We start from the raw sequence: 22,250 nt of genomic DNA on the forward strand, positions 1-22,250 counted from the left end.
ATATTCATATAAAGGATGAAAATAAAGAAGATAAAAACACTTTATCTAATCAAAGAAAGGATATTTTATGAAGAATTTAGTTTGTAAGTTAGCTGTATTGCCACTAGCGGTTGCCTCAGCGTTTGCTGTAGCAAACACAAATCTTGTTGAAAATGGATCATTTGAAGCAGAAGTTGTTAGTGGTCAATGGCAATTATTCAATGAAATTACAGGTTGGACACGCAGCGCTAATGCCCCCTTTGAAGTACAAACAAATAGTTTGGGTATTCTTAAAGCAAAAGATGGCCAACAATACCTAGAACTTGGCTCTACGCAACAATATAGCGTGTCTCAAGTTGTATCAACAGAAGCTGGTAAAATGTATGAATTTAGCTTCTATTACTCAGCACGTGTTTCTGGTGATGACACAGCTAGTAAAGTTGAAGTATTTTGGAATGGTGAATCTTTAGGCGTTGTTAATGCTAAATTTAAAGGTTGGACAAAATACAGCTTTACTGTAGAAGCGAGTGAAGCCAGTTCAGAAATCACCCTCAAAGGTATTGGAACAGGTGGTAGTACCGGTGGCTTTATAGACAATGTATCTGTCGCTGAAGTTGCAGAATATTGCTCAGTTAAATCTGGTTTATACGCGATTAATAAATTTGGTTCTGATACTGAAGGCTACATTTATCACTTAGATCCAGAAACATCTGCAGTTTCACCAATTGCTGGTGTTACTAACACTGCTGCAAATATCGCTGGTAAAGACGGAAAGCTCTACTTTATGGAGCAGTTAGATAGCGAAACTAGAGATTCAAAAATCTATAGTCTTGATTTAGAAACAAATACACAAAGCGAACTAGCAGATACTAACTCGTACACTATTACCCGTTCGACAGTTTCTCCTGATGGACTTAACTTGCGTGCAACAAGCAAAACTTACATGTACGACTTCAACCTTGAAACTGGGGCGAAAGAAGTATTAGGTAAATTTAGCTTCGAAGGTGAAGAGTTCACCGGCGGTGATATCGCTTATTCATATGATAATAACGTACTTTACCTATTAACTGATAAAGCACTTTACACTGTAGATGAAAGCACGTTAGAACTAACTTTAGTTGGCGAGCATGGTGTAAATTGGGCATCAGGCCTAGCAGTTGCCGATGATGGTACTATTTACGTTACTGGCAGAAAGAGTGGTCAAAGCGCGAAACTTTATACGCTAGATCAAAATACTGCTGAAGCAACTTTTGTATTACGCGGTCCTGCACATCTGAATGACCTAACTTACATTAGTGAATCAGTTTGCTCAGTTGAATAAATACATTTGATATTTTAATGCCAGTTTAATACTGGCATTATTTCAACATCCCATCATTTTTATATAAAAACCTCTCCTCAACATTGATTTGAAATTACGCGTAAAAATCTAAAAAATAAAACACACAACAAATAAGACCTTCAGAAAAAACAACTCGAAAAAAGCAATAACTTTTTAGCTAGAAAAAATAAAAACACAAATACAAAAAACCTACCCAAAAACAAATCAAAAAAATGAAATTTAAAATAAGAAATTTCCTAGATAAAAACAACACAATAAAAGTCAACAGGTTAACAGGTTAATTCGACAACACTTAATATAAACAGACTAATACACATTTGAAAAAGAGCCGAATAATATTAGAATTTTAATATTAATACATAACGGAGAATGTCATGAAAAAATTTGTAACCAAACTAGCAGTTTTACCTTTAGCTATCGTATCTGGTATTGCAATGGCAGACACAAATTTAGTCGAAAACGGATCATTTGAAAATACAGATACAGTGACCGATCACAATGGTAAGTGGCAGTTATTTTACGAAATTCCTGGTTGGACTCGTAGCAGTAACGCTAGATTTGAAATTCAAACTAATAAACTTGGGATTATCCCAGCACAAGATGGTGAACAGCATATTGAACTTGATTCAAGATCAAACTACAGCATCACACAAACACTTGCGACAACTGCGGGTAAAAAATACGAATTAAGCTTTTATTATTCAGCGCGTATAGTAGGTAATGAAGAAACAAACAAAGCAGAAGTTTTTTGGAATGGCGAGTCATTAGCCGTTGTCAAAAGTAGCACAATAGGCTGGACTAAATACAGTTTTACAGTTGAAGCTGACAGCGCAAGCTCAGTGTTAAGCTTTGCAGGCGCGGGAACATCTGATTCAGTAGGTGCATTCATTGATAACGTCGTAGTGACTGAAGTTCCTGAGCCTTGCCCTGTCACTACAGGCTTATATGGTATTAATAATTTTGGTTCAGAAACCGAAGGCTACATCTACCACTTCAACCCAGAGTCAAATGCTGTAACCATTGTTTCAGGCGTGTCTAATACTGCATCAAATATTGCAAATTATGGCGGTATGCTTTACTTCGTAGAACAGTTAGATAGCACAACGAAAGCTTCAAAGATTCATAGCTATGATCTATTAAGTGGTGTGCAAGGAGAAGTTGCTGATACCACTTCATACCCTATTTACCGTTCTGTAGTGAAAGCAGGTGGCGAGACTTTACGGGCTACAAGTAAAACCTACATGTATGATTTTAACCTAGTGACCGGTGAGAAGGACATCGTTGGAAAGTTAACATACTCGGGTGATACATTCACTGATGGTGACATTGCCTACTCAAGTGACAATAATGTGCTTTACGTACTAACTGGTAAAGCTTTATACACCCTTGATGAAGGCAGCTTTGAGTTAACATTAGTCGGTGAGCATGGTATTCACTGGGCATCTGGTATTGCGATTGCGGATGACGGTACCATCTATGTATCTGGCCGTGAAAGCAAAGAAAACGCAAAAATTTATACTCTAGATCAAAATACTGCTGCAGCGACATTCGTAATGGATGGTCCTGCACATGTTAATGATTTAACTTATGTTAGTGAAGCAATTTGCTCATTCGAGTAAATTGATATAAAGCCATAAAATGCCAGCTTGTGCTGGCATTTTTTTATCTCGCGAAACTAAAAAGAAAAAACAAGCTTTTAAATAGCATTAAAGAAAACCCTAATAACGACCACCAAAATAATAAAAACAAACTAAAATTTAAAATAAACACAATAGTAAAGTATAAAACAAAGCCAAAAAATAATATGAAAATTCCTAGAAGAACCTTAACCTATAATTTTCAATAACATACAAAATCACAAACCTAACAAAAGCAAGAAAACACAAACAACAATTGAAAACCACTTTAATTAAAATAAAATTAACTCATATAAATAAAACCAAATATAAATGGGTTAATCATGATTAAAAAAATATCAAAACTAGCAATATTACCTTTAGCTATCGCATCAACTTTTGCTGTTTCAAATACTAATTTAGTTGAGAATGGTTCATTTGAAGCTGATGAAATAAGTGAAAGATCTGGTACTTGGCAGCTTTATAATGAACTTTCAAATTGGAGCAGCAGTGAAAGTGTATATTTTGAAGTTCAAACCAACCTTTTAAAGGAAATGACAGCACAAGATGGTGATCAGTATTTAGAACTTAACTCAACAAAAAATTATCGTATCTCGCAAAAAATAACAACAACTCCTGGTAAAACATATGAATTTAGCCTCTATTATTCTGCACGTGTTAACGGTGCACAAGGTACAAATAATATAGAGGTATATTGGAATGGTAGATTATTAGAAGCTTTAAATAGTAGTCAAAAAGGTTGGACAAAATACACCTATACTATCGAAGCTACAGGAACAAAATCTGAAATCGCAATTGCCGGTGCCGGTGCAGCAAACGGCTATGGTGGATTAGTAGATAATATATCTGTTATAGAAGTTACAAACCCAACAACAAACTTAGTTCAAAATGGCTCTTTCGAAGTAGACAGAGTAGCCTCTGCTGATGGCCGTTATCAATTTTTTGAAAACTTAACTGACTGGAGCGCCAATGAAAATCTTTGGCTTGAATTACAATCGTCTTCTTTAAATAAGATTGATGCTCAAGATGGTGAGCAGTACTTAGAGTTAAATTCAAATGGTGCTTATAGCGCTTTTCAAGAGATACCTACAGAAGCTGGTAAACAATATGAATTTAGCTTTTACTACTCTGGTCGAGTAGATAATGCTGAAGATGTTAATAATGTTGAGGTGTTTTGGAATGGTGAATTACTAGAAGCATTAAACACGACTCAGCGTGGTTGGACTAAGTATAGTTACACTGTTGAAGGCACGGATGTAAGTTCTCTTATCGAATTAGCAGGTACAGGTAGTCATGCAGGTATTGGTGGTTTTATTGATAACGTTGTTGTTACAGAAGTTGCTGAACCTTGTGCTGTTACTACCGGTTTATACGGCATCAACAACTTTGGCTCAGAAACAGAGGGCTACGTTTATCACTTTAATCCAGAGTCAAGCGCTGTGTCGATTATTGCTGGCCTTAACAATACGGCATCAAATATCGCTAGCAAAGATGGTATGCTTTACTTCATGGAGCAGCTTGATAGCAGCAGTAAAGCATCAAAAATCTACAGCCTAGATTTAGCCACTGACACACAAGCTGAAGTTGCAGATGTAACATCATTCCCGATTTATCGCTCGACGGTAACCCCGGATGGCCTATCTTTACGTGCTACAAGCAAAACATACATGTACGATTTTGACCTAGCAACAGGTGCGAAAACAGTATTAGGGAAGCTTTCGTATGAGGGGGATACTTTCTCTGATGGCGACATTGCATACTCAAGTGACTTCAACGTGCTATACGTTTTAACAGGTAAAGCACTTTATACTTTAGATATGGGTAGTTTTGAATTAACCCAAGTCGGTGAGCACGGTGTTAATTGGGCATCAGGCCTTGCAATTGCTGATGATGGTACAATTTATATTTCAGGTAGAGAAAACGGTGAGAATGCGAAAATCTATACCTTAGATCAAAACACAGCAGAAGCGACATTCGTGATGGAAGGCCCGTCACATGTAAGCGATTTAACATTTGTTAGTGAAGCAGTTTGCATGAAGTAAACTGAGTTTAAAGCCATAAAATGCCAGCTAAGCTGGCATTTTTTTATTAATCACTAAATTGGTATCATTTATTTGTTAGTTTCTTTTGCTCTAACATTTCTTTCCAATGCATCACTTCTGTTGGCAAAATAGGTGTTACACCTTTAAAGCCAGCGACTTCAAGCATTTCCTCAACGCTCACAACGCCATTCTTACGTTTAAATACACCACGCACATAAGCAATCGCATGTAGACCACGCTCAGAGTGAAACTTTTGCTCAATATAAAAGTATTTATGATCCCAGCCAACTAAACGCGTACTCACTGTGTATTTTTGAAGAGGTTTGATATCACGAATATAGGTAATTGCAGTCGCATTAACGATTGGGAACCAACGGCGTTTCATAATATGTTTTAGTAAGCCTACTCGCTCAGTCATCCAGGTACGAGCAAGATCCATCATCGCTAAATAACGAGAATTAGTCAGATGGAAATTAATATCGCAATCGGTTGGTAACGCTTTGAATTCAATATCAATCGTGTCTAATAATTGTTGATAATCACGATTACGTTTAATTTTAAAAAACAGCAGTATTAGTCGAAAATAGAGGTTCACAGTAAAGGTCTAACCAGTTGATAATGCACAAAGTGTATCACAGCATATTGCTAAGGCGAATAATCTGCTCTAATCTGTGCATATATTAGTATAAAAAAAGAATAACCTAATGAAATTATTTAGTTTGGTAACTCTATTTAGTGCAAGCTTTTTCACCAGCTCAGCATTTGCTGACTTTAACTTTCCTGGTGAGGGCTCTTTACGCTATCCAACGGGTGTCGAAAAGGCATTTAAGTTTGGTTTTGCGTGGCAACAAGAAGCTGAGAAGTTCACCATTGGCGATAAAAGTTATGACATGTCACTACCAGAATCTTACTCTGTAGCCATCACGCTTAGTAAAGATGAAGAGCAAGTGTGGGTTCAAGAATTCAATAATGGCTTCATTGAAGGCTTTAGTTGGAATATTGCCGATCACACCTTAAAACTTGAAAAGAGAAAGTTCAGTGATTCTGTTAAAGGTGATTACGTAATTAGCCTTGATAACCGAGATTACTTTTTTGCCCGCAATAATATTAGTATCGTGATCAAATTCGATCACGATGGTATAAAAAATATCGCCATTGATGGTGTCACCAAAGATATGGGTACCAAACAATAGTATTCAATAGAAAAGTAAAAGGCTTAGTTTTCACCTAAGCCTTTTTTGCTTAATTAAATATTATTGCAAGCTGTTACCATTAAACCTTCACAGTCTTTCGGTTAATCCCATAATCTCTAAGTTTGTTTGCCACTGCGGTATGACTCAACCCCAAACGTTTAGCGAGCTGACGAGAACTTGGGTATGCAGGGTATAACTTACGCAATAGCGTTGCTTCAAAACGTTTTACCGCTTGGTCTAAGGTTCCTTCAAAGTCAGACTCAAGATAACCTAAATCATGGGTAAAAGTTGGTAACTGCAGGTGCTCAATACGTAATTCGTTATCATCTAACAAGGACACAGCACGGTAAATCGCATTTTCTAATTGGCGGACGTTTCCAGGCCAAGGATAATCCTGTAAAAAACGTAAGCAATCTTCCGATAATACAGGTACTGAATGACCATTCTGCTGGGCATACTTTTGAATAAAATGCTCTGCTAACGGGCCAATATCAGCTTTTCTATCGCGTAGTGGTGCAATTTCTAGAGTTAGTACATTGATACGATAATATAGATCTTCTCTAAAAGTGCCCTCTTGAACCATAGCAGGTAAATCTTTTTGTGTTGCAGCAACGATACGCACATTTACTTTTACTTCGTTTTCATCGCCAACTTTACGGAAAGTACCGTCTTGTAAAAAACGTAGTAGCTTAGTTTGCAGCTGAGTCGACATTTCGCCAACTTCATCTAAAAATACCGTACCACCATCAGCTTGCTCTAAAACGCCGCGTTTTGGTGCTGCGTTTTCTTCGTAGCCCGCATAACCAAATAATTCAGACTCTGCGACATCATCCGGCAGTGAAGCACACGATAATGCAATAAATGGTTTTACAGAACGATTTGACGCGTAATGACAGGCACGAGCTAAGAGCTCTTTACCAGTACCAGTTTCACCTGTTATGAGGATCGGAGCCTCTAACTGCGCCATTTTACGCGCCTCGCGAACAACACGGCGCATTGCTGTACTAAAATTATGTATGGTAGCAAAGCTTTCTTGGCCGTAACGACGAAACGCACTCACTTGCTGACCTAGTCGACTTTGCGACTTAATATTAATCACCGCGCCAGCTAATACATCCCCTTCAGCGCCTTGTGGTACAGAAATAGGCAAAATATCTGCAATAAAGTCTTCACCTGCCACTTCTACCCGTGTGGTTTGACCAAGAACCTCTTTCCCTTCAAGCCAACGAGTAAAATTAAATCCTTTCAGCAAGTTATTGATGTTGGCGCCTATAACCTCACTTTCAGATAATTGCAGGTCGCGACAAGCAGCATCATTACACAAGCGCACCCACCCTTTTACATCAATAGAAATAACACCATCAGGTAATGCACGCAGTAATGTATTTAATTCATTATGCTCTCGCTCAGAAGGTAAAAATGCAGTGGTACGGACATCTTTTACACCATCAATCAGGCGGATTGATGGCATAATTTTTTGGAATTGTTCAAACTCAATAGGTGGGAAACTGACGTACATACGACAATTTACCGAATCTACTTCGATGCCTTTTAAATCGACCTGGTAACTCACCAAGATATTGAGAATCTCTTGTGCGATACCTATTCGGTCAGCACAGTGGATATCTAAACGCATTACATCCTCAAAAAACGGGAACCTATAGTATGAGAATAATACGCTAAGTCCCATCAACTGGGTAGTCTATTGTAAAGAATTTTGGACAAATTTAAGTAAACTGTCTATTTACCGGGATATTTCGTCCACTCTCCTCCATCAAGTTGAATATAGGGTTCATTTTTAAAATACATCATTACTGTGTCTTGATTTTCTGCTACTTTCGCAGAGGTAGGCAGATTATCTAATACACGCTTAACAGGCACTTTAGCGGCGAATATATCAAGTTCAAAGGCATTATTAATAAGCTCAGATAACGAAAAATAGCTCATCGTTTCATTTACTTCGGTTAACTGAGAATGCTGTATTTTAGGGCCAATAAACTTCACAGCTGCTGGTACAGAAACAATAGAAGGACTCGGAATTTCTCGTAACCCTGCAAACTGAAGCTTGTCACCTTCTAAAGCAGCGCCATGCTCTGGCACTACCACTAGCAATACATTTCGCCCTGAACTTTCTAATTGGCTAATAAAAGTATCAATGTCATCGAATAAACGTTGCTGTCTGAGCGGATAACTTGCCAAACTATTCATCCTCTCACGGCCAGCAACTTGATTGCCATCATGGAGACTAATGGTATTGTAGTAAAGTGCTTGAGGCTGCTGACTACCCTGATGTTTTTTCGACCAATTAGATAAAATATCAGCATCAGAGTATATAGGCTCACCATCAAAACCATATTGAGCAGGCTTTAGATTACTAAAATCAAGTTTAGGTACCGAAACACCACCATACTGTCTAATCAAGCCAATAAAATCATCAAAATGTCCATCATGATTCATAGCCACATTTGTGTTAAATCCTAACTCTGCCAAATTATTAAATAGTAAGCACTCTTGTCTGGCAGGTTTAAATAAGTCAGCTTGGCTTGCTTGTCCACAACTTGCTCGCAGCAAGCGAATAGCTGCCGGACCACTATACGAGGTCGCAGAATTAAATTGACTAAATAAAATGTCAAAATTAGCAAAAAGTGAACTAGGCTTTACACCAATTGCATTGAGATCTGCCGTTGCCAATGAACATATGTTAAGCACAACAACATCAAATGGTTCACCATTAAAGGCTTTCGGAAACTGACTAATAAGCTGCGATTGCTGTTGATAAAAGTCACCTAGCTGTTGATCTGGTGTTCTCTGCTGAGCACTGTGCGTCACAGTGACAGGCGTTTGAGCTTTTTCATTAGTAGCCATTAAAACCGGTGAAGAGCTATCATTTAAAGGTGTTGAGCCAAGCCAGTATACATAGATAAAACCAACAACTGATAAACTGGTATATCGTAACCATTTAACAGTTAGAAAATAAAAAACAATTGCAATAAATAAAGCGAAGACAAAATCTAAATTGATCAAGCGAAAGGCTATTTCAAAAAAATAGCTAATACTGAAATCTTGTAAATTATCTGCTTGCTTTGTTAAACGCGAAATAGGCGGCAGCCAAGAATCCTGATATATCAAGACAATGCCAATGACCACACTGATAGCCTGTTTAAGCCGTGTTAACCAAACCTTATCAAATGAAATAACCAGAAAACAAAAGAACGCTAAATTTGCAAATAGATCAAAGGAAATAGCTCCTTGGCTAAACAATACAAACTTAATTAAAAAATATAAATTCCAAATACCTAGACCTGACAACCTCACTTGTTATCCTTCTTTTGCTTTTTAGGGGTATAGGGGGTCAATATCACATGCCTAAATGTCAATGTGCGATATAAAAGTAAGGCTTTTTTAAACAGTAACTTACCTGCTTTACTAACAAAGAGCCCTAACACCAATGCAACAGCAAAGGTGATGAAAAATTGATTTAAGCTCATAATACTTCGCTTTTTAAGGTCACTTTAACCTGTTCTGAAATTGGCCGGCTAAGCTCTCTAAATTCAGGCTTCTCTTTATCCAAGTTTGCGATACCTGCCGGCTTTGCATCTAATATATTTCGCACATTATTTTGCAATTCTTTAGTGTAATCAGGTACATCGCTGTCAGCATAGCGTTGGTGAATACGTCGACACGCCTGTTGAATATAAAAATGATCTGCAATGATATTTTTTGATGAAAAGAAATCACTTATTTGCAACTTAAACAAATGTTTAATCGCATTCTCTACATCATGTTCACGACAAGCATGAAGGTACAAATAGATATACCCATCTGCATAACTAAGAATGTCCCCCTCTCGTTTTACGTGAAATAAATGCAGCGGGTGAATAGCATCTATTCTTGGTAACAATTGAAGTTTTACAAACACCCCACTGACACCTAAATTAGCTGCTGAATCACTGTGCTTTAATACTTGCTCAGAAAATTTCGTGATTGGCAAATAACCTTTTGATAATACATTTTCGCTTTCTTTAAGCACATCATCCAATGAGTGAGGAAGCGCTCTAGAAAATTGAAACCCTTGAATTGATTGAATTTGAGATAACAAACGTGATGGCTCTGAAAAACTATATAAAATAAGATTTACACCGAGCGTTAAAAATAAGCACTCATCTTGGTGACGAATGACACCATCTACATTTTGTATTACCAACTTTAATTTTCGACCACACTTTTTACGAAGTGAAAAACAATCTTTAGCTAACGCTAATAAGTCTGTATGGCGTGAAACAGCAAAAACTATGGTTGCCGCCTTCTTAGTTAGACTGATTGAAAACAAAGTATCATTATCATCTATCGTTTTAAATGAAGCCGGAAGCTTGGTACCTTGAGGAACTGCATTCCTAGTCAGCCATACCTCATCTTCGTCTAAATCTTGTTGTAATAATACATCGCTCTCTACAGTACGATTAACGTCTGAATCTATTAGTGCTAATTGGCCATTAAATAATTGCAGATTAATTGTACGCCCAGCAATTACACCCTCTCTATGCGCCCAAAAATCATACTCAAGCGAGCGAATTGACGCTTCTTTTGTCATATGAACTAAACCATCAAAAAAGCGATTCATAGCGTGTAATCGCTGTCTCGCTTCACCAAGCTGCGCACCTGAAATTAAAAAGACTAAAGTCACATCCTTAGTTTTAGTGAGTGCTTGGTAGAGGGTAAGCTTCTCAATTAATTGCTCATCGCTTAGTGATGCGATAACAGCAGAGTCTAAATGCACAAAGACACTGCTATTTTGTAACTGTTTGTAGTGCTTTAATTCTCGGATGATGCCTCGTGAAAAAGAGGCGCTTTTTGATACGTTATTACTATGCTGTAAATGAAACGGATAGAGTAACCCTTGCTCAAATAAATTAAACAAAACATCCGAGCCTTGGTTATCAAAAAACAAATCAATTTGTTCAGACAAGACAAATACAGGTTCTTTATTGTTAGACAACATATGCCCAACTAACTCCAAAAGCTGGCTATTTAAAGGTGAAAGAAACGCATAGCTTGCCCCTCGCCTTAACTCAGAATACGCAGCCTTTAACCCTGTTATGTCTAAATATGACACAAATATTTCCTTTAAAAAAATACTTTAGTACTAGTTTTAAGCGATATTCTATATATAATGCAGGCTATGTCCATCGCTTGTTGATATTTTTTAAACAAATATTTTTCTATGAGTTTTAAATGAATAACTTTGCAGTAACTAAATCGAATACATTAACTCAATACGACATAGACAACTTATTGCAAAAGTTTGGTGGCAGGCAGCAAGAGTATGTCGAAATTACAGATGTCGAAAAAAATCGTAAAACAATAGAGAAGTATCCTCTTATTAGCGATATTTCAAACGCAATAGCAGATGCCCAATACACAAGAATAATAAAGTAGTTAAAGAGTCATCATGAAAAGAGTTTTCTTAAAAGGAATTAAAGGAGGCACAGGCACAACCTCAGTGGTTGCAAACCTTGCCTGCGCGTTAAGAAAATCAAATGAGTCTGTATTTGTCATAGACTTAGACCAAAAAGGAGATCTAGGGCTTCATTTCGGACTAGCTTGGGAACACCGCTTAGGATGGACTGATTACGCTGATTTTGCTTCTGCTTGCGAGCAGTTTCACCAAGATAATGATGGCGTCATTTTTTTACCCTATGGTAATCAAACCAATATGGGGCTTGATTTTTCAAGTATTATCAAACACTCATTGCAACTTGATTGTGATGAAAATACATGGATGTTATTCGATTGTCCTGCGCATATCGATGTGCTTCGCTATCCACTAAATAGCAATGATATAGTACTTGAAATCGTTAACTGTGATGCCATTTGTCATAGTTTGGCATATAAGCGATTACAGTCTCTAAAAACGGCTACTTCAACTTGGCAGCACTATTTTTTAATCAACAAATACCATTCAGCCTCAGAAATTGAGTCCGACCTATTACAATTATGGCAATCGGAATTGCCGCTGCTAGCACCGCTATTTATTAATAAAGACGAAGTGATTAAAGAAGCCACCGCTTTTCGCAATGTTGCTATCAATTGTGCTCCGTACAGTGTTGCCAATGACGATTTTGAAACACTCGCAGGCTGGCTTGTAAGCCGTGCAAGTTATGACAAATAACCACAATAAAACACTCAGTTGGCCTGAGCGAGTCACCAGAATAATATTAAGCTTCTTTTTGACTAAGAAGCTCGTTCGCTTTGTTTTTTATAAATTTCATGGTTACTATAACCAACACAAAATGAGCCTGATTGGCGCATTCACATTGCCGTTTCTTTTATTACTAACTTCTGTATTTATAAAGTTAGACAAGCAACGTAAATACCAAATAAAACAAAAGCTAACATATTATTTTCCGCATATAAATCAGCCTGTATTCACTGCCAGCAATTGTGTCCGTATTTTATTACAGGCGTTTTACCTTGCCTTATTTAGAGTAACAAACAAAACATCAAACGATAAAAGCAACATACTATCTTGGCAAAAGGTTAGTGCTTTTTTTCGCTATTTAAATTTAATCGATCGGCTGTTAGTAAGAATTTGCAAACGCACATGGTCATTTAGTGTAAAGCGTGCAAAAGCAGCACCTTATCGACAACCTTTTGATTCAAAATTGTGGCATCACCGCTATCTAAAAGTGTTATTTGCAGTGCTGCTCTTTTTCGCTGTTGCAGTGTTTGTCACTGTGCCTTTTAGTATTGAAGCACAAGCAATATTTATTAGTTTAATTTTAGTCGTCGCATATTCTTTGAGACGAGTAAAAGGTCAAATGGCAACGATTGTCTTAGTCACTTTAGCAATCACAACATCAACACGTTACCTATGGTGGCGCTATTCAGATACACTAAACTTTGGCGATCCACTTGCCCTTGTATTAGGGATCGGCTTATTGCTGGCAGAAACCTACGCTTGGTTAGTGCTAATTTTAGGCTTTTTTCAAACCATCAATCCATTACAGCGTAAACCGATCGCATTGAGTAAAGATACGTCTAGTTGGCCGACTGTCGATATTTATATACCAACGTATAACGAGCCACTTGATGTCGTTAAACCAACAACAATTGCCGCTCAAAGTATTGATTGGCCTGCAGATAAGCTTAACATTTATATTTTAGATGATGGTAAGCGCCCTGAGTTTGCCGAATTCGCAAAGCAAATTGGTGTTGGCTATTTAACTCGTCCTGATAACAAACATGCCAAAGCTGGCAATATGAATCATGCGATGAAAGTAACCAATGGCGACTACATTGCTATTTTTGACTGCGACCACATCCCTGCTCGCTCATTTTTACAGATGACAATGGGCCAGTTCATCAATGATAGTAAAGTGTGCTTGGTGCAAACACCTCATCACTTTTTCTCAGCCGATCCGTTTGAACGAAATCTAAAAAATCATCGAAAAATCCCTAATGAAAACATGCTGTTCTATGGGTTAATTCAAGATGGCAATGATATGTGGGATGCGACCTTCTTTTGTGGTTCGTGTGCTGTTTTAAGGCGCAGTGCCCTAGAAGAAATTGGGGGTTTTGCCGTAGAAACCGTCACAGAAGACGCCCATACAGCTCTTAGAATGCAGCGCGCTGGCTACAAAACCACGTACATTAATATTCCGCAAGCTGCTGGCCTTGCCACCGATAGTTTATCTGCACACGTAGGTCAGCGTATTCGCTGGGCACGCGGCATGGCGCAAATATTCCGTTTAGATAACCCATTATTAGGCAAAGGCTTGAGTATTGCGCAACGCGTATGTTACCTCAATGCCATGCTGCACTTTTTGTCGGGGATTCCGCGTATTGTTTTTCTTACTGCACCACTGGCATTAATTTACTTTAATGCGCAAATTATCTATGCCCCCTTTATCGCCATATTTCTATATATTGTTCCCACATTATTGCAAGTCAAAATGACCAATTCTCGTATCCAAGGAAAGTACCGATACTCTTTCTGGGGTGAGGTTTATGAATCAGTACTTGCTTGGTACATTTTAAAACCCACAACGGTTGCCCTGATTAATCCAAATAAAGGTAAGTTCAATGTCACCGAAAAAGGCGGCTTGAACAAGTCAGAGCATTACGATTGGATAATATCAAAACCGTATATATTACTGTTACTTATCAACGTAATTGGTATGGCTTATGGCATATCGCGATTACTCTTTGGTGATAGTTCTCATATCGGAGTTTTACTTATTAGCATGTTATGGGCAAGTTACAATATTATCATTTTAGGTGCCGCAGTCGCTGTTGCTGCTGAAGCAAAGCAAGTGCGTAGCTCACACAGAGTCAAAGCCAACTTCCCCGCTGCCATCCGCTTAGCAAATGGACGCACTATCAAAGTTCGCGTAACCGACTACTCAAATAATGGGGTTGGTATTGACACAGGCCACAATCATTTGTGCCAAGTAAACGATAAAATCGAGCTATTAATGAGTCGTGGTTTAAAACAATTTTCGTTTGACACCTATGTCTGCAATACCCGTGATTCATTGATGGGGTTAACCCTTAAAGAGCTCGATTTAGAGAAGCAAAAAGCATTTATCCAATGTACTTTTTCACGTGCAGATGCGTGGCTTGATTGGCAAGACAACTTCAAACATGACAAACCGTCATACAGTTTTTCACATGTTTTCTATACCAGCCTAAGAGGCTTTAAAAACTTAATATTTCATGCTCCAAATCAATTAAGACCGTTGATTCTATTTGTATCAAACATATTAAATTTTGTAGCGTCGTTATTACCTAAAAAACCAATAAAAGCATTAAAATCATCATGATAAAAACAATATCAACATTATTGCTGACTGTTTACGCACTAAGTTTTTCGCAGTGGGTCGTCAGTGCAGAGCCTCTTGCAAATAAAGCTATTTTTGAAGATGGCTATCCAGAGCAGGCACCTGTAGAAACGCTGACTATGAGCTTTGAAAGCCTAGGGTTAAGTACATTCAAGTTAGATGGTATCAATAATAGTGCCCGTGTTGATTTTACAAACCGATTAGACAAGTTAGGTAAGCAGTTAACGCTAGACTTTTCGTATACACATTCACCGTCTTTGATTGGCAAGGTGTCTCACTTAAAAGTGTTCTTAAATGAAAACCTAATGACGGTATTACCCATCGGTGATAAAAATAACCTTATTGGTAACAAATATGAGCATAAAGTTCCTCTTAATCCCAAGTTAATCAAGGACTTTAACCAAATTCGCTTTGAACTTGTCGGTTTCTATGACCTCGTTTGCCAAGATGATCACAGTGCCACCATTTGGGCTGAGCTAAGTAAAAGTAGCCGGATCACAGTTGATAATCAGTCACTAGCACTTGACAGTTTATTTGAATATTTCCCAGCACCATTTTTTGATAACCGTGATTCAACGAAGGTCAATTTACCTTTTATATTTGCATCACAACCTGATGAACAAACACTTGAGGCTGCTGCCACATTATCAAGCTTCTTTGGTGCGCAAGCCAAATGGCGCAAAGCGCAGTTCCCAGTAAAAATCAATCACGCGCCTACTCAGCACAGCGTTGTTTTTGCCACCAATAACAATAAGCCTGATTTTTTGTTGAATTACCCTGATGTTGAAAAACCTACTGTAGAAATTATCAGCAGCCCGACTCAACGCCACGCCAAAGTACTTCTAGTATTAGGTAAAGACACTGCACAATTAAAAGAAGCCGTTGTTGGTCTAGTCTTTGGCTACAAAGTAATGACGGGTCGAAGCGCAACAATAGATGGCATAAACATGCTTCCTCTTAGAAAAGCCTACGATGCGCCTTTTTGGGTGCGCTCAGATCGCGCAGTCACATTTGCTGAGCTTATTGATTACCCAACCCAATTACAGTCAGAGGGCTTACGTGGTCAGCCAGTGCGTCTTGATTTACGCTTTGCACCAGACTTATTTACTTGGCGTGAAAATGGTATCCCGATTACCTTAAATTACCGTAACACTCCCGTTGAGCCAAACATGCTGTCACGTTTAAATATGCTGATAAACGGTCAGTTTATTGATGGCTTTATTTTAAGTAATAAAAGCAGTGACACCCTATCAAGCCAGACCATATTACCTCTACTGGCAAACGAAAAGTTGAACCAATCTCGACAAGATTTTGAGCTTAATGGTCTCGACTTATCAACAAATAATCAGCTTACTTATGATTTTAACTTTGCTGTTTCTAAGTCTGGTGAATGTAGTGCAATACCAGCTGGCGGTGAGTTTGGTGCAATTGACGGTAGTTCAAGTATTGATGTAAGCCGCTTTCACCACTATATTGCAATGCCAAACTTGCGCGCTTTTGCCAATGCAGGCTTCCCGTTTACTAAATTTGCTGACTTACATCAAAGTACGTTATTGATGGAGGCAAATAGCTCTGTTAAAGCGATCAGTTTACTGCTCAATTTTACCGGCCACTTAGGAGCAATCACAGGCTATCCTACGCATCAGTTAGATATTCAGTTCCCAAGCGAACAGTTAAACCTCACTGATAAAGATATTATCATTATTGGTAAGCCCGACTCATTCACACAATCGCTAACAAAAGACAGTGATCTCAGTGTGTTAATCAATAATAGCCAACGTATTGTTGATCAAGCGATCTACAATGGTGCATACGACACACAAGATAGCGATAAAGTTAAAGTAAGCATAAAGAGTGTTGGTCGATTAGCGGTAATATCAGGCTTTCAATCGCCGTTCGATTCTGAGCGCTCAGTGGTGTCGTTAATCGCCACTAACGACGATGCTTACACGCTGTTATCTGACACGCTCTTAAGTGACGAAAAAACAGCCCAAATTATGGGTAGCTCAGCGATCATAAATAGTCAGGGTATAAAAACGATTAAAACGGATGAACAGTATTATGTCGGCCAAGTGCCAATCCATACTTTAATATGGTTCCATCTCTCAGATCGCCCCTTTGTTTTAGCAATTTTATCGCTTATTACATTATTACTTATTTCATTTATTTTTTGGCGATTGTTGGCACTACTAACGAAAAAACGTTTATCTGAAGGAGATAACGCATAATGAAAATATTTGCTTCTTTACTATTCGTTTTGACATTGTCTATCAATGTGTCAGCCGAGCAAAACTGCGCGGCTTGGCCTCAATGGAATACATTTAAACACCACTTTATCTCGCCTGAAGGTCGCGTGATCGATTTAGGCTCTCAATACGATATAACGACTTCAGAAGGACAGTCTTACGCACTTTTTTTCGCTTTACTTGCTAATGACAAAGCAAGCTTTGATAAGTTACTCGAGTGGACCGAAGTGCAGCTTTCTGAGGGTGACTTAAGTACACGCTTACCCGCATGGCAATGGGGGATTAAAAACAATCAACCACAAATTTTAGACTCTAACCCCGCTTCTGATTCAGACTTATGGATTGCTTACACCCTGTCACAAGCTGCTATTTTATGGAATGAAAGACGATACGCAGTACTTAGCTCAGTGATGGCTGAACGCATTATTCGCGAAGAAACAGCCTATATTCCCAACCTTGGCCTCACATTATTGCCAGGGCCAAACGGCTTTGAGAAAGAAACACATTGGAAACTAAACCCTAGTTATGCGCCATTATTTATTTTGGCCCAATTTAGCCAGTTATACCCTCATTCACCGTGGCTGCAATTACATGATAACTCCGCAGACATGCTAATTAGCACTGCTCCCAAAGGTTTCAGTCCTGATTGGGTTAATTACAATACCGATAAGGGTTTTTATCATGATGAACATGCGCCGCCAACAGGGAGCTATAATGCTATTCGTGTTTACCTTTGGGCTAGTATGATGGCCGAAGATGCAAAATACAAAACAGCACTTATGCAGCAGTTCAAACCCATGGCCAATAGCGTAACTGCATCTGGTAAAGTGCCATTACAAACTAATGCTATTAACGGTAAAACTCGTGGCACAGGCCCAACAGGATTTAGCGCTGCAATGCTGCCTCTTCTAGAAACTGAGAATCAATCACAAGCTGTCGGTGCTATTCAACAAACACTGATGATGGATACACGCTTTACAACTAATCGATACTACGACAGTGTACTTTACCTATTTAGCAATAGTTTTATGACAAAACGTTTTAGTCTTGATAAAAACGGTGCCTTAACAACCAACTGGAGCAATAAATGCCAATAAAGTGGCTACTTGCTGTGTTTTTAGCAAGCTCCAGTGCATTCGCAGCAACAAATAAAGACCTTAATACTCAGTCTATTGATTGGCTAATTAGCCAAATACATTTAGGTGAAGTCGAGCGCGATACGCAATTAATGTCTGACAGCTTAGAAAAACTGTTAAGTATTGCGCCGCAAAACACCCAAGTAAAATGTGCTGAAATACGTGTTTTGTATGCCCTTAAAGAAACGAAAAAAGCACGTTCACGACTGAGTGAACTGTCTGAAAAATCACACCCATGTGTAGCCAGCATTGCATTGCTTATTCGGGTCGATAACGAAGACAAGGCGGTTATCCAACAAGCCCGTTTACGTGCTCGTGCAGGTCAGTATATTGAGGCTGTGAAAATTTATAACCGCTTATTTAAATCAACCTACCCAAGTATTGAATTTGAGCTTGAGCATATTAACTGGCTTGCGCAAGACGATGAACAATATGAGTATGCTTTAAATGGCTATCGCTCCTTAATGTCTCGATATCCGCACAGCGGTCGTATCGAACTTGCCTATGCGCGCCATCTATTAAGTAAAAACCCAACAAATAAACAAGGCTTGGATCTATTAAGTCATTATGCCCATAGTAATTTTTACAGCGTTGAAGCAGAAAGTGCATGGCTATCAACACTAAAGGCGATGCCTCTTGATAAAAACACGCTTCACGCTTACGAGCAGTATTTAGATGCTTTCCCACTCAGCAGTAAGGGAAAACTTCAATTTAATGATTTTAAAAAGGATTACCAAGCGGAGCTAAAAAAACAAGCCGATCCAGCTTTCAAAACATGGCAAAAAGGCAGTGTCGAACTAGAAAAGCAAAATTTTACAAAGGCAGAAGCGCTATTTAAACGCGCCTTGCAGGGTCACCCAGATGACCCCGAAATATACAACAGCCTAGGTTTACTGAACCTAAGGCAAGGCAGAAATGCCAATGCCTACCAGTACTTTAAAAAAGCTCAAAAATACAGCATAGATGCAAATCGCATAACGGTATTAAAAGGTCTCGCCAATACCGCACGTTTTTGGCAATACATAGATGAAGCTAAATCGGCCATCAGTAGCAATGAATTAAAACAGGCTGATCTTAAGCTTGATTTAGCAGATACGTTAAATGAAGACCCTAATACCGTGTTGTTTTACCGCGCAGAACTTGCCAAACAAGCTGGGCAATACCAAAACGCGATGAACCTTTATAAGCAAGTGCTAAAAGATGATCCCCTACAACAGCCTACTTTGCGTGCCATGCTTGAATTAACTGCCTCTGATGGTAATTATGCACGTAGCCATCAATTTTATAATGGTTTAACTCGTCAGCAACAGGCATTGGTTGCTGAGGATTATACCCTCTTACAAACCCAACAATTACGAGCCCGTGCAGACGAACTTACAGCGCAAGGCAAGCTTGATGAAGCGGTTGATGTATTACTGGTAGCAATCAAACAAAGCCCTCGCCAAAGCTGGCTTTACTACGACCTTGCAAACTTATATCAACAACAGGGTTTGGTTGATCATGCCAAAGCACTTTATAAAAAAACCTTGTGGCAATTTCCGTTAGATGCCGAGCTACGCTACAGCCATGCTTTATTTTTACGTTCGCTGAATGATTACCAAGGCGCACTGGCAACCTTAGATTACATTCCAAATAACGCACGTACTGAACAAATTAATGTACTAACAGAGCAGCTAAGCATTAATACTAAGCTTGAAAGACTCTCTGCCAACAATACAGCGACTAATAAAGCCACGGTGATTTATAAGCTCACCGAGTTAGAAGCTCAACCATTAACGCCTTTAATGCAAGCTGAGCTTGCCAGCCAGTGGCAGCAAATCAATGAGCAACAGTATGCGATTAGGCAACTGAAGAAAGCCCTTACTCGTGACCCAAGCTTGAGCCCTTATTGGCATATGACTTATGCAAATTGGCTAATTGAAAGTAACGATAAAATTGCCGCTGAGAGCTGGTTTGCAGACTATCAACTGCCGAGGAACGCAACCGATGCTGATCAATCACAATGGTTAGCACTGCAAGTTAGTTATATTAATCGTTTTATTGATAATAATCATAGAGTTGCTAAGCTGTCTGAACTTGCAACGCAATACCCAGATAACTCAGAACTGGCAGAGGCGCTGATCAATGCTCATATCGAGCAAGGCAATAACAAAGAGGCTATTACTCGCTTTGAGCAGCACACCGCAAAAGGACAAACTGTGTCAACGGATACTGCTTTAGCTATTGCGACACTTGCTCGTCAGCAGCAAAGAGATGATTTAGCTGATCGCATCATTGCTGGGCAAATTAATCAAGTTTCAACTGAGCAAAGTTATCGTCAACAGCAATTAATGACCGCACTTGAACAATTTACAGATACACAAAGTGCCATTAATCTCGCTGAGCAGTTGCTGGCTAAATCAAACAATAACCAAGAGCTCTATTATCAAGCGGCAGCAGTTGCACAAGCTAAACAACAAACTACGCTTGCACAAAGCTGGTACCGTGCAGCCGTTGATAAAAAAACTGCAACAAGCAATTTAACTGATGAGCAGAACTATGAGCTGTATGCCCTTGATGAAAATGAAGCTTGGTATGTCAATAATGCCAAACGTCAATTGCAAAGCATCGAGCGCGATGAGCAGGCGTATATCACTGCAGCAATCAACCTAAGCAGCCAAACCAGTACGCAAAATGAGTCAACTCTTGGCGCTGGTGCAACACCTATTGAAGCTGGTTTTCCACTTTGGGGTGGCACAGGGATTGTTAAACTAGACCCGATGACAATATCGAGCCAAGAAACCCGCTTTGATGAAACCTTTGCAGGCAGTCGCTATGGACAAGGGGCTCTGTGTATTTTTGACTGTCCATTTTTAACAATTAAACCAGAGCAACAAGGCACGGATATTGGCCTTGCCTGGCAAAATGAACAATGGCGCTTTGATATTGGCACTACCCCACTTGGCTTTTTAGTCGAAGACATTGTGTGGGGCGTTAATTACAAAGGTGATTTAGGCGATTTTGGTTATGGCGTCACGTTTAATAAACGCCCAGTCACCAGCTCTGTATTATCGTATGCGGGGTTAGAAGATGTCTTTACCAACCAAGTATGGGGTGGCGTTAGAGCAACACAATTACAACTTAGCCTATCCCATGACCTAGGCCTAGACTGGGGTTTTTGGGCAAGTACCAACTATCAAATCTTGCAAGGTAAAAACGTTAAAGATAACCAAAGCTACAGCCTAATGGGTGGTAGTTATTATCGCTATATTCGTGAAAGAAACACTGAATTAAGCCTAGGACTTAACTTATTGCACTGGTCATATAAGTATAATTTAAGTGAAGAAACCTGGGGGCACGGAGGCTATTACAGCCCACAAAACTACTTGGGTGCATCTTTACCTGTTATTTTTGATAAACGGGTTGGTCATAATTTTATTTATAGGCTTCGTGCTGGGGTATCTTGGTCAACCACCACCACAGACGACATCGCGTTTTTCCCGAACGACCCTATTTTACAAGGCCAAGCTGAGGCACAAACTGCTGTAACGGGTGTTGTGCCTTACTTTGAGGGCGATACCAGCAGTGGTTTATCGTATAACTTAGGGGCAAGCTTTGAATACAGGTTCACGCCCCACTGGTTCTTTGGCGGTTATTTTAACCTAGATAGAGCCGATTTTTATGAGCCGAACTACGGTCAGTTGTATTTCCGTTATTACTTTAATCCAGTCTACAGTGAGCTGGCTTTCCCGGGTAAACCTGTAGTGCCTTATGCAAACTACTAACTATCGCACTACATAGGGGAAGTGTCGCAAGATCTTCCCCTCACCATAAGGTCTATGTATACTGTAGCGCA

General features: G+C 39.1%; 15 protein-coding genes. 10 read left to right on the plus strand and 5 right to left on the minus strand.

All coding sequences use genetic code 11. The features are described from left to right. The first annotated feature begins 67 nt into the window (after positions 1-67). The 3 genes from L1267_RS05355 to L1267_RS05365 all read left to right on the plus strand — a co-directional run bounded on the left by L1267_RS05355 (position 68) and on the right by L1267_RS05365 (position 5,000). Complete coding sequence (locus tag L1267_RS05355) at positions 68-1,300, plus strand: DUF642 domain-containing protein (RefSeq protein ID WP_199527000.1); 1,233 nt, start codon at positions 68-70, stop codon at positions 1,298-1,300. Between the two features lie 395 nt (positions 1,301-1,695). After that, complete coding sequence (locus L1267_RS05360; RefSeq protein WP_235382290.1) at positions 1,696-2,940, plus strand: DUF642 domain-containing protein; 1,245 nt, start codon at positions 1,696-1,698, stop codon at positions 2,938-2,940. 341 nt (positions 2,941-3,281) lie between these two features. Beyond that, entirely contained in the window at positions 3,282-5,000 is a 1,719-nt protein-coding gene (locus tag L1267_RS05365; RefSeq protein ID WP_135925647.1) for a DUF642 domain-containing protein, read from the plus strand. A gap of 64 nt (positions 5,001-5,064) precedes the next feature. Here the strand turns inward: L1267_RS05365 and L1267_RS05370 are convergent, their stop codons facing one another. Beyond that, positions 5,065-5,595 carry a thioesterase family protein gene (locus tag L1267_RS05370; RefSeq protein ID WP_135925649.1) on the minus strand — a complete coding sequence of 177 codons (531 nt, stop codon included), beginning with the start codon at positions 5,593-5,595 and terminating at the stop codon, positions 5,065-5,067. Positions 5,596-5,704: 109 nt separating this feature from the next. On the opposite strand from L1267_RS05370, the gene L1267_RS05375 reads away from it, so the two are divergent. Next, entirely contained in the window at positions 5,705-6,193 is a 489-nt protein-coding gene (locus tag L1267_RS05375; RefSeq protein WP_135925652.1) for a hypothetical protein, read from the plus strand. 79 nt (positions 6,194-6,272) lie between these two features. On the opposite strand, the gene tyrR is transcribed toward L1267_RS05375, so the two are convergent. The 4 genes from tyrR to bcsE form a co-directional block, all read right to left on the minus strand. Beyond that, positions 6,273-7,829 carry a transcriptional regulator TyrR gene (gene tyrR, locus L1267_RS05380; RefSeq protein ID WP_235382291.1) on the minus strand — a complete coding sequence of 519 codons (1,557 nt, stop codon included), beginning with the start codon at positions 7,827-7,829 and terminating at the stop codon, positions 6,273-6,275. 104 nt (positions 7,830-7,933) lie between these two features. Next, a complete protein-coding gene (bcsG, locus tag L1267_RS05385; protein WP_235382292.1) occupies positions 7,934-9,508 on the minus strand; it encodes a cellulose biosynthesis protein BcsG in 1,575 nt (524 codons plus the stop codon). Further along, positions 9,505-9,681, minus strand: coding sequence for a hypothetical protein (locus tag L1267_RS05390; protein ID WP_235382293.1), 177 nt, complete (start codon positions 9,679-9,681; stop codon positions 9,505-9,507). Before L1267_RS05390 ends, bcsG begins: the two co-directional genes overlap by 4 nt. After that, positions 9,678-11,306, minus strand: coding sequence for a cellulose biosynthesis protein BcsE (bcsE, locus tag L1267_RS05395; RefSeq protein ID WP_235382294.1), 1,629 nt, complete (start codon positions 11,304-11,306; stop codon positions 9,678-9,680). The genes L1267_RS05390 and bcsE overlap by 4 nt, the downstream gene beginning before the upstream one ends. 119 nt (positions 11,307-11,425) lie before the next feature. Here bcsE and bcsR point away from each other — a divergent pair, with 119 nt between their 5' ends. Genes bcsR through L1267_RS05425 form a run of 6 tightly spaced genes read left to right on the plus strand, consistent with a single transcriptional unit; the run spans position 11,426 to position 22,179 of the window. Next, positions 11,426-11,629, plus strand: a complete 204-nt coding sequence (bcsR, locus tag L1267_RS05400) for a BcsR/BcsP family cellulose biosynthesis protein (RefSeq protein WP_135925662.1) — start codon at positions 11,426-11,428, stop codon at positions 11,627-11,629. Between the two features lie 13 nt (positions 11,630-11,642). Further along, on the plus strand, positions 11,643-12,362 hold the full coding sequence (bcsQ, locus tag L1267_RS05405; RefSeq protein WP_135925664.1) for a cellulose biosynthesis protein BcsQ: 720 nt from the start codon (positions 11,643-11,645) through the stop codon (positions 12,360-12,362). Further along, positions 12,352-15,015 (plus strand): UDP-forming cellulose synthase catalytic subunit, encoded by a 2,664-nt coding sequence (bcsA, locus tag L1267_RS05410; protein ID WP_235382295.1) that lies wholly within the window; start codon positions 12,352-12,354, stop codon positions 15,013-15,015. Before bcsQ ends, bcsA begins: the two co-directional genes overlap by 11 nt. Further along, positions 15,012-17,261: a cellulose biosynthesis cyclic di-GMP-binding regulatory protein BcsB gene (gene bcsB / locus L1267_RS05415; RefSeq protein ID WP_235382296.1), complete on the plus strand. Its 2,250-nt coding sequence runs from the start codon at positions 15,012-15,014 to the stop codon at positions 17,259-17,261. The genes bcsA and bcsB overlap by 4 nt, the downstream gene beginning before the upstream one ends. Beyond that, positions 17,261-18,376 carry a cellulose synthase complex periplasmic endoglucanase BcsZ gene (gene bcsZ / locus L1267_RS05420; protein ID WP_235382297.1) on the plus strand — a complete coding sequence of 372 codons (1,116 nt, stop codon included), beginning with the start codon at positions 17,261-17,263 and terminating at the stop codon, positions 18,374-18,376. Before bcsB ends, bcsZ begins: the two co-directional genes overlap by 1 nt. Beyond that, entirely contained in the window at positions 18,367-22,179 is a 3,813-nt protein-coding gene (locus L1267_RS05425; RefSeq protein ID WP_235382298.1) for a cellulose synthase subunit BcsC-related outer membrane protein, read from the plus strand. Before bcsZ ends, L1267_RS05425 begins: the two co-directional genes overlap by 10 nt. The last annotated feature ends 71 nt before the right edge of the window (positions 22,180-22,250 follow it).

Source organism: Pseudoalteromonas sp. OFAV1, from assembly GCF_021532595.1.
Lineage (GTDB): Bacteria > Pseudomonadota > Gammaproteobacteria > Enterobacterales > Alteromonadaceae > Pseudoalteromonas > Pseudoalteromonas lipolytica_C.

What these genes read in the sequence shown, in the direction of transcription:
- L1267_RS05355 (WP_199527000.1), top strand. Translation starts at nt 68, where the DNA reads ATGAAGAATTTAGTTTGTAAGTTAGCTGTATTGCCACTAGCGGTTGCC.
- L1267_RS05360 (WP_235382290.1), top strand. Translation starts at nt 1,696, where the DNA reads ATGAAAAAATTTGTAACCAAACTAGCAGTTTTACCTTTAGCTATCGTA.
- L1267_RS05365 (WP_135925647.1), top strand. Translation starts at nt 3,282, where the DNA reads ATGATTAAAAAAATATCAAAACTAGCAATATTACCTTTAGCTATCGCA.
- L1267_RS05375 (WP_135925652.1), top strand. Translation starts at nt 5,705, where the DNA reads ATGAAATTATTTAGTTTGGTAACTCTATTTAGTGCAAGCTTTTTCACC.
- tyrR (WP_235382291.1), bottom strand. Translation starts at nt 7,829, where the DNA reads ATGCGTTTAGATATCCACTGTGCTGACCGAATAGGTATCGCACAAGAG.
- L1267_RS05390 (WP_235382293.1), bottom strand. Translation starts at nt 9,681, where the DNA reads ATGAGCTTAAATCAATTTTTCATCACCTTTGCTGTTGCATTGGTGTTA.
- bcsR (WP_135925662.1), top strand. Translation starts at nt 11,426, where the DNA reads ATGAATAACTTTGCAGTAACTAAATCGAATACATTAACTCAATACGAC.
- bcsQ (WP_135925664.1), top strand. Translation starts at nt 11,643, where the DNA reads ATGAAAAGAGTTTTCTTAAAAGGAATTAAAGGAGGCACAGGCACAACC.
- bcsA (WP_235382295.1), top strand. Translation starts at nt 12,352, where the DNA reads ATGACAAATAACCACAATAAAACACTCAGTTGGCCTGAGCGAGTCACC.
- bcsB (WP_235382296.1), top strand. Translation starts at nt 15,012, where the DNA reads ATGATAAAAACAATATCAACATTATTGCTGACTGTTTACGCACTAAGT.
- bcsZ (WP_235382297.1), top strand. Translation starts at nt 17,261, where the DNA reads ATGAAAATATTTGCTTCTTTACTATTCGTTTTGACATTGTCTATCAAT.
- L1267_RS05425 (WP_235382298.1), top strand. Translation starts at nt 18,367, where the DNA reads ATGCCAATAAAGTGGCTACTTGCTGTGTTTTTAGCAAGCTCCAGTGCA.